Here is a 14481-nt window from a genome sequence, read left to right on the forward strand (position 1 = left end):
CCTCCGATAAATCACACAAGACAGACGTTTAGCGTTACCCGCGCCATGTAGTGGACCTTTTCGCCACCTACCGGGACGCCATGACACCTTCCGAGCCGGTCCGCGCAGCCGATGGCCACGTACATCACCCGGTCGCGGCGCTGCCGGACGATGACCGGATGGGCAGCTCTGGGAGCAGGGTAGGCCAGCCGAGGATCCTCACGTTGCCAGCCGTCGGGCGTCCAGCGGCGTGGAACCAGCCACCAACCAGAGGGTAAAACTCAAGTTAAATGCCCGGTTTCTTGGTTCGCGCGGAATCGAATGTGCAAGTGTGGGCCACTTTCAGCGCCAAAAGTAGCCCACACTTGCACATTCGATCCGCCGCACAGGCGCGCCCAGCCTCTAACGTGCCATCCAGCCGCCGTCGACCACCAGCACGTGGCCATTGACGTAGTCGGAGGCGCGGCTGGCAAGGAAAATCGCCGCGCCGACCATGTCGCGTGGCGAGGCCCAGCGGCCGGCGGGAATACGGTCGCGGATGGACGCATAGCGCTGCTCGTCCTCGATCAGCGGCCGCGTGTTGTTGGTTTCCACATATCCGGGCGCCAACGCGTTGACCTGCACGCCGCGCGAGGCCCACTCGTTGGCCAACGACTTCGTCAGTCCGGTGACGGCGTGTTTGGTCGCGGCGTACGCGGAAACGTTCAGTCCGCCTTGGAAGGACAGCACCGACGCCACGGTGATGACCTTGCCGGCGCCGCGTTGCAGCATCTCGGCACCGCACGCCTGTGACAGCAGGAAAACCGCGTCGAGGTTGACCGACGACACGGTGCGCCACTCGGCGAACGCGAAGCGCTCGGCCCGGCCGCGGAGGATGACGCCGGCATTGTTGACCAGAATGTCGATTTGGTGGCGGTCCAGGATCCGACGTGCCACATCGGCGACCGCGGCCGGATCGCCAAGATCAGCGCCAAAAGTGTCGGCGTCGCGGCCGACCGCGCGTACCGCGGCCACCGTTTCGTCCATTGTGGACTCGCGACCGAGCAGCACCAGATCCGCGCCGGCCTCGGCCAGTCCGACGGCGATGGCCTGGCCGATGCCACTGCGCGCTCCGGTGACCAGCGCGCGTTGTCCCGTCAGGGAAAACATGTCCAGCATCGGCCGTCCCTTCCACCCGTCGCACGAAGATGCCATCATAGGTCTTTCAGATATGTGTTCCATGTCACATATGTGAACGTGGAGGTGGCCGGTGTACCAGCAGGACTTCAATCCGACCGGATCGCTCGCGCTGTCGGCGTTGCTCGCTTCGTTGCCGTTGCTCGCACTCCTGGTCACCCTCGGCGTGTTCAAGTGGCGCGCGCACTGGGCCGGCGCCCTGTCACTGGGGATTTCGGTGGTGATCGCGATCGCCGCGTATCACATGCCGATCGGCCAAACCCTGGACGCCGGCGTGTTCGGCGCGGCGCTCAGCGTGCTCGCGATCCTGTGGATCACCTTCAACGCGATCTGGATTTACAACCTCACCGTGAAAACCGGCCACTTCGCGGTGCTGCGCCGGGCTTTCGCGGCGATCAGCGACGACCGGCGGATCCAGTCGATCGTCATCGCGTTTTCCTTTGGTGCGCTCATCGAGTCTCTCGCCGGCGGCGGTTCCCCCATCGCCATCTGCGCGGTCATGCTGATCGCGATTGGCTTCAGTCCGTTGAAAGCGGCCGCCGTCGCACTCGTCGCGAACACCGCTCCGGTCGCGTTCGGCGGACTCGGCAACCCGATCACCATCATGGGTCAGGTCACCGAGCTGCCGGCCGAGCAGTTCGGCGCCATGGCCGGCCGCCAGGTCGCCGTACTCGCTGTCCTTGTGCCGTTTGTGCTGGTCGGCATCGTCGACGGCTGGAAGGGCGTACGCGAGGTCTGGCCGGCCGCGTTGACCGCCGGCCTGTCCTTTGGCGTCGCGCAGTTCGCGTTCGCCAACTTCGTCAACTACAAGCTGTGCGACATCTTCGCCTCGCTGGTCTCGGCCGGCGCGGTGATTTTGCTGAACCGGCTGTGGAAACCGAAGGCCGGCTCGGTCGCCGCGCGGCCGGTCGTGGCCGGCGGTGCCACCGACGACCCGGCTTTCACGCGCCGGGTCGGCAGTCCGGACGGTGACTCGTGTGCCGACGTTTTCCTTGCGTTCGCACCGTACGCGGTCGTGGTCGTGCTGTTCTCGCTCGCGCAGATCCCGGTGATCGCGGGTGTGCTCAACGCGCCGACGATCACCTTCGACTGGCCGGGTCTGGACATCACCGGGCCGACCGGAAAGGCCGTTTCGGTGGCGTACAAGCTCAACTGGCTGTCCGCGACCGGCACGCTGCTCTTCCTGTCCGGTGTGGTGACCGCGCTGATCCTGCGGATCACACCGCTGACCGCCCTCAGGACGTACTGGGAGACCCTGCGCCAGTTTGGCTGGGCCATCGTCACGATCCTGCTGGTTTTCGCGCTGTCGTACGTGATGAACCTGTCCGGCCAGATCTCCACCCTCGGCCTGTGGCTGGCCGGCACCGGCGCGTTCTTCGCCTTCATCTCCCCGGTGGTGGGCTGGTTCGGCGTGGCGGTCACCGGCACCGACGCCGGATCCAACGCACTGTTCGGAAAACTGCAGATCACCGCGGCACAGCAGCTGCACGCCAGTCCGATCCTGTTCGGCGCGGCCAACACCTCCGGCGGGGTGATGGCGAAGATGATCTCGCCGCAGAACCTCGCCATCGGCACCGCCGCGGTCGGCGAGGTCGGTGCCGAAGGCGTGCTGTTCCGCCGGGTTTTCGGCTGGAGCCTGCTGTTCCTGCTGGCGATGTGCCTGCTGGTCTTCCTGCAGTCCACGCCGGTGCTCGGCTGGATGCGGGTCGGCTAACGCAGCTCCTCTATCACGGCGGCGAAGTCGGTCAGGTTTTCCTCCAGTACGGTGAAATGCGTGACGCCGGCCTCGTCGGCGATGCGACGCAGCCGCTCGGCGATCTCCTTGGCCGTGCCGACCTGCACGATCGGCGCGTCGTCGATCAGCTTCTCGTCGGTGAAGTCCGGCGCGTACGGCTTGAACGCCTGCACGGCCGACCGCGCGTCATCGGTGATTTTCACCTGCTGCAACAACAAGTTGTGCTCGACGTCGCGACCGCCCGCGGCGTTTTGCGCGTATGCCACGCGTTCGGCCAGCTTGGCCGTGTCGCCGGCGGCGAGCACGCCGGTGCCGCTCATGCCGGGGTGACCGACGATCGCCGCGTTTTCCGCCGCCAACCGCAGGATCCGGTTGCCGACTCCGGCGATCAGCAGCGGTGGCCGCGGTGTCTGGAGCGGTTGTGGCTGGTGCTCAGGATCGGCGAGCAGCCGGTCGAGCTCGCGGATGGTGTGCTCCAGCCGGTCGACGCGTTCTTTCGGCGTCCCGAACGCGATCCCGGCCGCCTCGAACTCGGCTTGCACGTATCCGGTGCCCAGCCCCAGATCCAGCCGGCCGCCGGTGTACTGGTCGAGCCCGGCGACCTCGCGCGCCAGCAGCGTCGGGTTGTAGAACCCCACATTCAGCACGAAAGGCGCGATCCTCGGTCGCTCGGTCACCTCGGCGGCCAGCAGCAGGCTGGTGAACGGCGCCGGCATGCCGAGGTGGTCGGGCACCATGATCAGGTCGTATCCAGCGGATTCGGCCGTACGCGCCTTGCGCACCCACTCCTGCCGGCCGCAGGCCGCCAACAGGTTGACCGAAAAGCGAAGGCTCCGGGTCACGCCACTTCCTTCCGTCATGCGTCTCGTAATCTCCTCAACAGCAACGCCAGATGCAGCCGCGATCTTCCGGCCGGCGTGTCGACGGCGAAGCCGAGCACCGACTCGGCGTGCGCCAGTCGGGCGGCAACCGTGCTGTGGTGCCGAAACACCGCTGCGGCGGCCTTCCGTACGGACTCGGTCGTCGCCACCGCGAGCAGGATCTCCAGCAGGTCGGTCTCGCCGGCGAGCCTGTCCAGCAACTGCACGTCGCGTACGCCGGCGATCTCCGCCGGCGTCAGTTTCTCCGCGAGCAAGCCGAACCCGCCGAGATCTGCGGCGCGTACGACCGGATCTCCCGGATATGCGAACCGCAGTGCGCACAATGCGGCACGCCACGACTGCGGCGCGTCCATCGCCGGCACATTGTCGCCGACTCCGACGAGCGCCTTTCCGTGCGGCGGCAACTGCTCTGGCACCGCCGCGACGAGCAGGACCGCATGCCTGGCACCGAAATCCGCCGTCCGCACGCCAGCCGGACGGCCACCGAGCTCCTCGACCAGCCGGTCCAGCTCCGCCAGCTCGGCCCGCACCGCCAACACCACAACCTGGGCGGTCGGCCGGATTCCGAGCAGTTGCAGGGCACGGGAGCGGTCCGCGCTGCCGGCCGTCTCGGACAGCACCAGCTCCACCAGCGCCGGATCTCCGAGCTCCGGCTTGGGTGGCCGCGAATGGTCGAGCGCGGCGGCCGCGGCGATGCCGAACCGCTCAAGCACCATCGCGTCCAGCGGCAGCGGATTTCCGCCTCGCTCCAACCACACCAGCGCACCGTCGGCGAGCTCCATCCTGGCGGCCGCGTCCGGCACGCGACCGGTGTTGGCGATTTTTCCGGCCGCATCGGCGCGTACGAACAGACCCTTGCCGGTGACGCCGGCCGGACACTCGGCCAGTTGCGCGGCGTGGCGTACCAGCGAGTCCAGATCCGCCTGACCGGTGATCAGCCGGTCGAAGAATCCGATCACCCGCAACGCGTTCTCCGCGTCCGCGTCCAGCGCGGACAACCGCAGGATCAACCCCTCCATGGCCGGAGACTACCGCCAGTTGGCGAGAACGGCCGGCTCGATGTCCGCCAGTTGTCGGCTGCGACGCCGGCCGGCGTCGGCGATCCTTGGACGATGACATACGCATTCGATCCGGAACTCGCGCCGTGGGTGGAGATGCTTCCGAAGATCGACCTCACCGGCGTCGACATTCCCGCCATGCGCGCCGCGCAGCCGCCGGACTTCGCCGAGCTTTTCCAGAACGGCGCGTACGAGCCGGCGAACCCGCTGGACGTGCGCGACCTGACCATCCCCGGTCCGGCGGACAACCCCGACCTGCGTGTGCGGATTTACTCGCCGGCGAACGAGGAAACCGCGCGGCCCGGCCTGGTTTACATCCACGGTGGGGGTTTCGTCTTCGGCAGCATCGAGCAGATGGACCCGGCGACAACACAGATCGCTGACCAGCTGGGTATCGTCGTGGTGTCGGTCGAATATCGGCTCGCGCCGGAAAACCGGTTTCCGGCCGGTGTCGAGGATTGCTATGCCGCACTGCAGTGGACGGCGGCGAAAGCCAGCGAGCTTCGCATCGATCCGGACCGGATCGGCGTCGCCGGTTCGAGCGCCGGCGGCGGCCTCGCGGCCGCGGTCGCGTTGCTCGCAAGGGATCGCGGTGGTCCCCCGCTGAAAATTCAGGTGCTGGACGTGCCGGAGCTCGACGACCGGTTGGAAACCCCGTCGATGCACGCCTATCACGACACTCCATTGTGGAACCGGCCGAACGCCATCGTCAGCTGGCGCAGTTATCTGCCGGAGGGCGTGACACCTGGCAGCGACGGAGTTTCACCGTACGCGGCGCCATCTCGCGCCACCGATCTGTCCGGCCTGCCACGCGCGTATGTCAGCGTCTGCGAGTTCGACCCGCTCCGCGACGAGGGCATCGACTATGCTCAGCGGCTCGTCCAGGCTGGCGTGGCCACCGAGCTCCACCTCTATCCCGGCACTTTCCACGGGTCCGCGCTGATCGCGGCGGCCGCGGTGACCAAGCGGATGAACGCCGACAACCTGGCCTTTATCCAGCGTCATCTCTGACGTGGATGAGCGTCGGGCGGTCAGCGGCCAAGGCGGTGGCGACAAGCGGCCCGATGTCGCCGCCGGCTGACACGCCATGGCAGCCGAGTGCCGTTGCCAGCGCCGGAAAATCCGGCCGGTCGAGATCGACGGCGTGGACCGGGTCGCCACGTTCGGCCATTTCGCGGCGAATTTCGCCGTAGCCACCGTTGTCCACCACCACGACCGGCAGCGGAAGCCGCAACTGCGCGGCCGTGGCCAGCTCCGCGACACTGAACATCAGGCCGCCATCTCCCTCGATCGCGACCACCGGAGTGTCCGGCTCGGCGAGTTTCGCGCCGATCGCGGCCGGCAGCCCATAGCCGAGAGTCCCCAGTCCGGTCGGAAATAGGAAACACCCCGGCCGATAGCCCGGCAGATTGGACAACGCGCCGTAATAGCAGACCATCGCGTTGTCCGCCGCGACCACACCGCTGCGGCCGATGGCACTTGCGATGCCGTCCACAATGGACAACCAGCGCGAGCCCTCCGTACGCGCCTGGTCGCCGACGCGCCGTCGCCAACTGTCGGCGCGCTCGCGTTGACTTCCCTTTGGCTGGAGTGTCGCGGACAATGCGTCCAATGCGATCGACGCGTCCGCCACGATCGACAGGTCCGGTGACGCGTTTGTCAGCAGCTGCGCCGGATCGACGTCGACCCGGATCAGCTTTCCGGAGAACGTCAGGCCGCCGTAGAAGAGATCGGCAGGTGCGAGCTCGGTACCAATCGCCAACACCACATCGCAGTCCTCGACGAAATCGCGCACGGCCGCACGGTGCAGGCCGGCGCCGAGAGACAGCGGATGATCGTACGGCAGGATTCCTTTGCCGTTGGTGCTGGAAATCACCGGTGCCTGCAGCAGCTCGACCAACCGCCGCAACTCGTCCGCGGCATGTCGTACGCCGCCGCCGACAATGACGCCGGGTCGCCGCGCCGCGGCGAGAATGCCAGCCGCGGCACCGATAGATTTCCCGTCGGGCGGTGTCACGGCCACGTGGATCGGCCGCACCGCCCGGACGTCTTCGCTGCGGTCCAACAGATCCAGTGGCAGGTCCAGATGCCGTGGCCGTGGCCGGCCGGTGCGCAGGTCGGCGAACGCCTGAGCCACCGCGACCGGAATCTCACCTACACTGCGCACACGATGGCTGCCGGCGGTGACGGCAGCCATCGCCGCGCGTTGGTCCTTGACCTCGTGCAGCAGACCGTTGCCGCGTCCGGGATGGTCGACCGGCATCGCCGGTGAAACGAACAACACCGGCACCGAGTCCGAATAAGCCTGTGCCGCGGCGGCGACCGCGTTCAGGATCGCCGGACCGGTGGTGGTCAGCACGACACCTGGCCGGCCGCTGACTCGTGCGTATCCATCGGCCGCGTATCCGGCACCTTGTTCGTGGCGCGTCAGCACGTGGCGGATGCGGTATTTGCGCAGGTACGGATAGATCGGCAGGCTGTGCGTGCCGGGGATGCCGAAGACGGTGTCGACACCGTGTGCGGCCAGGCCGGCGACCAGCGCCTCGCCACCGGTCATGGTTGCCATTCAGGTCCCCAAATTTTGGTTTATCCGGTCCAGGTTGTCCTGCGCCAGAGCCAAAGCCGCCTCGCGTGGCGTGCCACCGCGCGCCAGCGTCGCCTCGACCAACGCGTGCATCTGCTTGTGAATCTTGCCAAACGCCGACTCCGCGGTCGGCTCGATGTCGCCGAACAACGTCCACCACCACCAGGCGTTGGTCGCCGAGTTCGCGAGGAAATCGGGGATGACAATGACGCCTCGCTCGGCCAGCCGGCGCTCCGCCGCGATCGTCACGGGCAGATTCGCCGCCTCGACAATGAGCTTCGCGGCGACTCGGTCGCAGTTGTGCTCGTCGATGCAGTAAGAAACGGCCGCGGGCACCAAAATGTCCGCCGGAATCGACAACCAGTCCTCGGCCGGCCGCGTACGGTCACCGGAGCACAACGCGGAGCGGTCGACGTCGCCGAGCGGATCCCGGTGCCGGAGCAGGTTTTCCACATCCAGGCCGGCTGGATTCGCGACGACGCCGTGACGATCGGCGACGGCCACCACGGAAACGCCGGAAGCGGCCAGATAGCGCGCGGTGGCACCACCCATCGAGCCGAAACCCTGCACGACGGCGCGCACTGGTTTCGTGCTTTCGACAAGTGAAATCGCCGCCAGCGTCGCCTCGGCGACGCCGTAGCCGCCGACCAGCTCGTCCAGTGGCACGCCGTCGACGCGTACGCAGAAGGCCGTCGCCAGCCTGGCACGTGCTTCGGATTCGTTGTCGAGCAACGGATAGACCGCCTGCACCGAGCTTCCGATGCCGAGCTCGGCCAGCACCTCGTCGATGGTGTCCTGCCGCAGACCGAAATCCTCACCCATCGTCCACTGCCGCTCGATCAGCGGCCGCATCGCGGTGAGATAGCGCGCCAGGATCTCGCGCGCACGCGGATCGTACGGGTCGAAGTCGATGCCACCTTTCGCGCCGCCGAGCGGCACATAGCGACCGGCCGGATCGTAATGCAACGCCTCCTTCAGCGTCATGCCTTCGGCCAGGCCGCGCACTTCTTCGAGCGTGCAACCGGCCCGCATCCGCAGGCCACCACTGGCCACGCCGCGCACCAGCCGGTCGATCACCAGGAAACCGGTCGTGCCGGTGGCCGCGTCGGACCAGCGGAGCTCCAGGTAGGCCATCCGTTCCCCTCATCTGCTACTGACTCGCCAATCAGTATGCGCCGAGACGACTCAGATGCCCAACTCGGCTTTCAGCGCGGTCTCCAGCCAGGCGGCGACCTCACGTTTGGTGACGGCGCCGCGACGTACGACCAGCTGCACGGCGAATCCGTCCAGCAGCGAGGTGAGCCGCCAGGCCGCACCTCGCGGGTCGTCGCAACGAAACTCGCGCGTCGCAACGCCCTCGACGATGAGCGCGGCGACCGTCTCGCGCCAGCGCATGTCCAGTCGTTGCGCCACCCCGCCGAGCTCCGGGTCGCGCAGGCCGGCGGCCCACGCCTCGATCCACAGCGTCCAGCCGGCCGCGTCGCCGGTCGGACCGTATTGCCGGAGCACCGCGCGCAGCCGTTTTTCCGCGCTGCCACCGGTCCTTTTGAGCGTACGTTCCAGCGCGGCAAGATCGGCCTCGGCCGCGGCCGCGAACGCCTCGGTGACCAGGTTTTCGATGGTGCCGAAGTGATAGAAGATCAGCGCCGTACTGATGCCGAGCGACTTGGCGATCTCCGCCGCGCGCGTGCCGGCGATGCCGCGCTCGCGCACCTGGTCGAGCGTCGCCGCGAGGATCTCGTCGCGCCGCACCGACACGGCCTTGCGTTCCCGTTCCACGCCATGACGATACGTGCAGACCTTGACAACGGCAGGTCCGACCCGCAGAGTGGGCCTCCAAGTTACTGATTACGCAATCAGTAGTGAGAGGTGTCAGATGGCCACCAGCCAGATGGACGAGACCACCACCAGCACCGGGCTCAGCCGGCGGTGGAACGCGCAACGAGCCAATCTCCGCAAGACGTTTCGCCGCTTCGACATCCTGTTTTTCCTGGTGTGCACGTTGGTCGGCCTGGACACCATCGGCTCGGTGGCGGCGCACGGTCCGCAGGGACTGACCTGGATGCTCGTGCTGGCGGTGGTGTTTTTCCTGCCGTACGGCCTGTTGGTGACCGAGCTGAGCACCGCGATCCCGGTCGAAGGCGGGCCGTACGTCTGGTCCAAGCTCGCCTTCGGCAAGCTGGTCGCCGCGGTCAACCAGGTGCTTTTCTGGCTGTCCAACCCGATCTGGGTCGGCGGCTCGCTGACCATCCTCGCGGTGACCACGTTCCAGACGTTCTTCTTTCCACTGGAAGGGCCATGGAAATACGTCGGCGGCCTGGTCTTCATCTGGTCGACGGTGCTCGGCGTCCTCGCCGTCCTGCGGATCGGCAAATGGATTCCGACCGTCGGCGGCTTCGCTCGGATCATCATGCTCGCGTTTTTCGCCGTCACCACGGTCATCTACGGCATCCAGCACGGCTTCCAGCCGCTGACGGCCGGCGGCTTCGCACCGACGTACGTCGGATTCATCGCACTCGTGCCGGTGCTCATCTTCAACTACGTCGGTTTCGAACTGCCGAGCAACGCCGCCGAGGAGATGACCAATCCCCGGCGCGACATTCCGTTCGCCGTCCTGCGTTCGGGCATCGGCGCCGTTCTGCTTTACGGCGCACCCATTCTCGGCATCCTGCTGGTGCTGCCAGCGAAACAGATCAGCGGACTCGGCGGCTTTCTCGACGCGGTGAAGGCGGTTTTCACCGTGTACGGTGGAAACGTACACACCGACGGCACGGTGACCCTGTCCGGAGCCGGCCAGCTGCTCGCCGGCATCTGCGCGGCCGGCTTCATCATCGGCCTGATCACCAGCGGCGTCACCTGGTCGATGGGTGGCGACCGCGCCCAGGCCGTCGCCTGCACCGACGGCGCCGGCCCGGCCTGGCTCGGCGCGATCTCGCCGCGTTTCGGCACACCGGTGCGGATCAACATCGTCTCCGGCATCGGATCGACCGTCGTGATGGTGCTGGCCTTCCTGCTCACCTCCGGCGACGGCCAGAAATACTTCGCGGCGGTGCTGGGGCTGGCGATCTCGACGACTTTCTTCACGTATCTGGCGATGTTTCCTGCTCTGGTGGTGCTGCGCCGGAAAATGCCTGACCTGCCGCGACCGTATCGCGTGCCCGGCGGCATGGTCGGCGCGTGGATCACCTCGACCATCACCACGGTCATGGTCGTCATCACCGTGCTCGTCCTGCTGTGGCCGGGTCTCGGGGTCGGTTGGTTCGGCAGCGGTGGAAACGCCGACGACTCACTCCCGACATCCTTTGCCGGACAACGGGTACCGTACACGCTGAGTCAGGTCGTACCGCTGCTGGTCATTGTCCTGATCGGTGTGGCATTCTATTTCGTCGGTCGCTACCAGACGCAGAAAGCGGACCGCGACCTCCTTCCCGACTAGACCCTCCGTCTATAGACGGCTGCGCTGGAAATTGTGTGACTTGTCGCGGCCGTATCGTGTGTCCAGCGCGGTGGTCGGTGCGTCGATCACCACTGTCATGGCCGTCATCACCACGTTCACCAGAAACCGGACCGCGACCTCCTTCTGGCCAAGCCATGCCGACAACCGACGATCCTGTCTTTGATGCGTAGTGGTCGTACGCGCGCGTTGGAGATTTCACTTGCAGCGACGGAAATGGTTATCCACAGATGTGTTTGGTGGCGTCGTTTTGTCGGTGTGGCCGGTATTATTGGAGCCATGACCACTCCTTCCGCCACCACCGCACCAGTCGGTGACCCATGGCCGGAAGAAGACGCGAATGTGCTGGCCGCGATGCTGCGTGACGCCGAGCGGGAGTATCGCAAGTCCGCGGCGCGGGTGTTGAATATCGTGAAGGCGATTGAGCACAGAGGCGTACGAGAAGCTGCAGGCCACAAACATCCAGCAGCTGTTGGAAGACCAGTTGTTGCTCTTCCCGACCGAGGCCAGTCGCCGGGTGCAGCGCGCTCGCGCGTTTTGTCCGGGCATGGCGTTGACCGGTGAGATGTTGGCGCCGAAGCTGGACCTCGCCGCCCAAGCCATGCGCCGCGGCGACCTCGCCGACTCGCAGTTGGACGCGATCCGTACGGTGATCACGAGATTTCCGGCGCACGTCGATTCCAGCAGCGCCGCGAAGCCGAAGCGGCCATGGTGGAAGGCGCCAAACACATGGACGCCGGCCGGCTCTACCGGCTCGGCACCCGGCTGCACGCCTACCTGGACCCCGACGGCGCAGCACCATCAGACAAAGAAGACGCCAAGCCGCGCCGGGAGCTGCATCTGCACACCGGCCGCGACGGAAGGCTCGCGTTGCGCGGCATCCTGGACGCCGAGACCGGCAGTCTGTTGCAGGAAGTGCTCTCGCCACTGGCCAAACCAGAGGGTGAGGCCGGTAAGCCCGATCCTCGGTCAGCGGCCGAGCGCAATGGCGACGCGCTGGCCGACATTCTCAATCTGGTGGCTGATGCCGGGAAGTTGCCGATCCAGGGCGCCGAGCGGCCGCACCTGACCGTGACGATCTCCTGGGAGATGCTCCGCGACTGCCTGGGTGTGGCGCGCGCCTACGAAGGCCTGACCATCAACCCCCAAACCGCCCGCCGCCTCGCCTGCGACGCCGACATCATCCCAGTCATCCTCAACTCCGAAGGCGTACCACTGGACGTCGGCCGCAAGGAACGCCTGGCCGGACCAGAGCTGCGGAAAGCGTTGATCGCACGAGACAAAGGTTGTACGCGGCCGGTCCGGCACACGAGAGCGCATCACATTGTGTCGTGGGTCGATGGTGGCACCACCTGCCTGGAAAATTGCGTGCTGCTCTGCGACCGCCACCACCGCGAAATTCACCACACCAACTGGACCATACGGATGAACAACGGCCACCCCGAATTCACCCCCACCAATCGACGTGGACTACGAGCAAAAGCCGCTCCGAAATGCCTACCACCTGTACGGCTGAACCGAACAGGTGGACCACCAACCAACAACACAAACGCTCGCTCCTCGCCTCAGCAAACCAGAAAGCCCAGACGAGGAACAAGCACGGGTCCTGCGGCTCTTCCGGCTGCCACAGCCCACCAACCCGCCGCACCCTCGCCAACTTCCCCCGTTACCTTCTTCGTAGTTCCTGATGAAGGTGCTGTGGTCGCCGGGTCCGGCTTGGCTTGCGCCTCCAGTCGCACGCATGATCTGGGCGGTGGTGTCACCGAGGTCTCGTCGTAACGTGGGTGCCGGCGCTCGATGCCTGGTGAACACCACGCCATTGGCCTGAGCCTCGACGGGCAGCGATTGCATGACCGGCCACGATCGGGCGTTGCCGGTCGCGTTCATCATCGCCGACGCCGCGCGCTCGCTGCCGCACACACTGCGCCCGATCGACGACGGCGACGACGCCCTTGCCGAGCTGGACGTACTGCTCGGGTTCGACGACGACCTGGCCGGCGAAGCGACCCGCATCGCCAACCGGATCCGGGGCCTACTCACCGCTTGACAACCGCATAGGGACACCCCGCAACGAGCTAGCTCACCTTCACCTCGCGGAATTCCAGGCCGACCAGGTCGGCGACCGCGCGCAGGTCGGCGCTTCGGTGGCCGGTCCCCAAAGACCAGTGGTGATCGACGCCGGAAGCGCTCCACGCATCGGTCCATTCTCCTGGATCACAGCCAAAATCGACGCGTGAGGTCGTGTTTCCGATACGCAGCAACGGACCCGGCACGACATTGCCTTCCGAGGCGACCATCACATAACGTCCGTCGCGCTCCTGACCGAGGCCGAAAACCGTGACCGGTCCAGGTTGTACGTCGAACTCGACCGACACACCCCAGCCGCGCTTGCCATGGTAGACACCGAGACCGCGCAACAACGGCCGGCGAGCGCTGATGGCGAGGTGCGCCGGACCGTCGTGACCCATTTCCACGACGTTGTCGAGGAAGTTCAAGGCCTGCAGCTCGGTGAAGGAACCACCGGCGCCGAGCCGGTCCATGATGAGCATGGCGAGCGAGTTCCGCAGCTCGTACTCACCGGCGGCGGGAATGCCGCGCGCGGTCAGCAGGGATGCGCCGAGAATCAGGCCGGCACCGAGCCGTTCGTGTTGTTCGCCGTCCAGGCCGCGGTGATAGTACGCGAGCGAGTCGATGGCGAAATCCTCAACGAGCCGGTCCAGACCGACCGAAACCCGCGCGCCCCAGGCGAAATCCACGTCGTCGACCGAGTCGTCCAGCTCGAAGATCGACCGCGCGTGCTCCATTCGTGCGGTGGTCTCGGCGTCGGTGACCTTTTCCACGCGTACGCGCAGATCGTCCAGCTCCAACACCTCGACGTGGCCGCCGAGCTGAGTGGACACCGAGGTCAGGTCGGTCGACACGTCCAGCATTCCCGGATAAAGATGACCCATCAGGCCGTGCCTGGCATGCCGCAGCGCACCGCGTACGGCGGCGGCACGGACCCAGCGGGTGATCCGCGTCCAGGCTCGCTCGTCCTCCAGATAGCCGGAGACACTGCGAAAATCGATGCCGGCGCGGCGGAAGGTGTTGGCCATCTCCGGCAGCGGACAGGAGCCGCAGTAGGCCAGCCAGGCGCCGGTGTCGAAGGTCTCGTGGTCCATTTTTTCGGTCGGCTGCAGGTTGATCAGCAACACCGGCGCGCCACTTCGTCGCGCGACCGGGATCAACATCGACGCGGTCATATAAGTCGTGAGAAAACCGACGATGAGATCGCAGCCGGCCGCGCGCAAAGTTTCGGCCGCGGCAGCGCCTTCGTACGGATCGGAGATGAATCCGGCGTCGACGACCTCGATGTCGCCGACCACACGCAGCCGCTCGGCGACCCGCGCGGCCGAGCGCCGCAGCTGCGGCAGAAGATCCGGAAACTGCGGCCAGTACGCGCCGAGACCGCCGGCCACCAGTCCGATTTTGGCCTGCCGCGGCGTGACCCGCCGCAGGATGTCTGGCCGCTGTTCCGAAACCGTGGTCATGGGACCCTCCACGCGCACGCCATGAAACCTTTCACTGCAAGGTAGGGTCCACCCGATTCCGCGTCAACCCAGGCCAGCGCCGCT

The 14481-nt window shown here is 66.5% G+C and carries 13 protein-coding genes and 1 pseudogene; 5 read left to right on the top strand and 9 right to left on the bottom strand.

Annotated features, from left to right (window positions below; genetic code table 11):
* Positions 1-381: 381 nt before the first annotated feature.
* Positions 382-1137, bottom strand: coding sequence for an SDR family oxidoreductase (locus GNX95_RS28840; RefSeq protein ID WP_163510772.1), 756 nt, complete (start codon positions 1135-1137; stop codon positions 382-384).
* Positions 1138-1228: 91 nt separating this feature from the next.
* Here GNX95_RS28840 and GNX95_RS28845 point away from each other — a divergent pair, with 91 nt between their 5' ends.
* Positions 1229-2869 carry an L-lactate permease gene (locus GNX95_RS28845; RefSeq protein WP_163510773.1) on the top strand — a complete coding sequence of 547 codons (1641 nt, stop codon included), beginning with the start codon at positions 1229-1231 and terminating at the stop codon, positions 2867-2869.
* On the opposite strand, the gene GNX95_RS28850 is transcribed toward GNX95_RS28845, so the two are convergent.
* A complete protein-coding gene (locus tag GNX95_RS28850) occupies positions 2866-3732 on the bottom strand; it encodes a TIGR03621 family F420-dependent LLM class oxidoreductase (RefSeq protein ID WP_246281793.1) in 867 nt (288 codons plus the stop codon). The genes GNX95_RS28845 and GNX95_RS28850 overlap by 4 nt on opposite strands.
* Before the next feature lie 14 nt (positions 3733-3746).
* Positions 3747-4790 (bottom strand): helix-turn-helix domain-containing protein, encoded by a 1044-nt coding sequence (locus tag GNX95_RS28855; RefSeq protein WP_163510775.1) that lies wholly within the window; start codon positions 4788-4790, stop codon positions 3747-3749.
* A gap of 93 nt (positions 4791-4883) precedes the next feature.
* Between GNX95_RS28855 and GNX95_RS28860 the strand changes: the two genes are divergently transcribed.
* Complete coding sequence (locus GNX95_RS28860; RefSeq protein ID WP_163510776.1) at positions 4884-5840, top strand: alpha/beta hydrolase; 957 nt, start codon at positions 4884-4886, stop codon at positions 5838-5840.
* On the opposite strand, the gene GNX95_RS28865 is transcribed toward GNX95_RS28860, so the two are convergent.
* Genes GNX95_RS28865 through GNX95_RS28875 form a run of 3 tightly spaced genes read right to left on the bottom strand, consistent with a single transcriptional unit; the run spans position 5821 to position 9192 of the window.
* Positions 5821-7386: a thiamine pyrophosphate-binding protein gene (locus tag GNX95_RS28865; protein ID WP_246281794.1), complete on the bottom strand. Its 1566-nt coding sequence runs from the start codon at positions 7384-7386 to the stop codon at positions 5821-5823. The genes GNX95_RS28860 and GNX95_RS28865 overlap by 20 nt on opposite strands.
* Before the next feature lie 9 nt (positions 7387-7395).
* Positions 7396-8547: a Glu/Leu/Phe/Val dehydrogenase dimerization domain-containing protein gene (locus GNX95_RS28870; RefSeq protein ID WP_163510778.1), complete on the bottom strand. Its 1152-nt coding sequence runs from the start codon at positions 8545-8547 to the stop codon at positions 7396-7398.
* Positions 8548-8598: 51 nt separating this feature from the next.
* Complete coding sequence (locus tag GNX95_RS28875; protein ID WP_222854015.1) at positions 8599-9192, bottom strand: TetR/AcrR family transcriptional regulator; 594 nt, start codon at positions 9190-9192, stop codon at positions 8599-8601.
* Between the two features lie 97 nt (positions 9193-9289).
* Here GNX95_RS28875 and GNX95_RS28880 point away from each other — a divergent pair, with 97 nt between their 5' ends.
* Positions 9290-10849 (top strand): APC family permease, encoded by a 1560-nt coding sequence (locus tag GNX95_RS28880; RefSeq protein WP_222854016.1) that lies wholly within the window; start codon positions 9290-9292, stop codon positions 10847-10849.
* A 9-nt stretch (positions 10850-10858) separates the two neighbouring features.
* Here GNX95_RS28880 and GNX95_RS28885 read toward each other — a convergent pair whose 3' ends face one another.
* Positions 10859-11014 carry a hypothetical protein gene (locus tag GNX95_RS28885; RefSeq protein ID WP_163510779.1) on the bottom strand — a complete coding sequence of 52 codons (156 nt, stop codon included), beginning with the start codon at positions 11012-11014 and terminating at the stop codon, positions 10859-10861.
* Positions 11015-11065: 51 nt separating this feature from the next.
* Positions 11066-11596 carry a hypothetical protein gene (locus GNX95_RS28890; protein ID WP_163510780.1) on the bottom strand — a complete coding sequence of 177 codons (531 nt, stop codon included), beginning with the start codon at positions 11594-11596 and terminating at the stop codon, positions 11066-11068.
* Between GNX95_RS28890 and GNX95_RS28895 the strand changes: the two genes are divergently transcribed.
* Complete coding sequence (locus GNX95_RS28895) at positions 11576-12646, top strand: HNH endonuclease (protein ID WP_246281795.1); 1071 nt, start codon at positions 11576-11578, stop codon at positions 12644-12646. The genes GNX95_RS28890 and GNX95_RS28895 overlap by 21 nt on opposite strands.
* A gap of 100 nt (positions 12647-12746) precedes the next feature.
* Positions 12747-12908 (top strand): annotated as a pseudogene (locus GNX95_RS28900) (IS110 family transposase); the annotation flags it as partial.
* A gap of 34 nt (positions 12909-12942) precedes the next feature.
* Here the strand turns inward: GNX95_RS28900 and GNX95_RS28905 are convergent.
* A complete protein-coding gene (locus GNX95_RS28905) occupies positions 12943-14397 on the bottom strand; it encodes an L-fucose/L-arabinose isomerase family protein (protein ID WP_163510782.1) in 1455 nt (484 codons plus the stop codon).
* Positions 14398-14481: the final 84 nt, after the last annotated feature.

It is taken from the genome of Fodinicola acaciae (assembly GCF_010993745.1).
Taxonomy (GTDB): domain Bacteria; phylum Actinomycetota; class Actinomycetes; order Mycobacteriales; family HKI-0501; genus Fodinicola; species Fodinicola acaciae.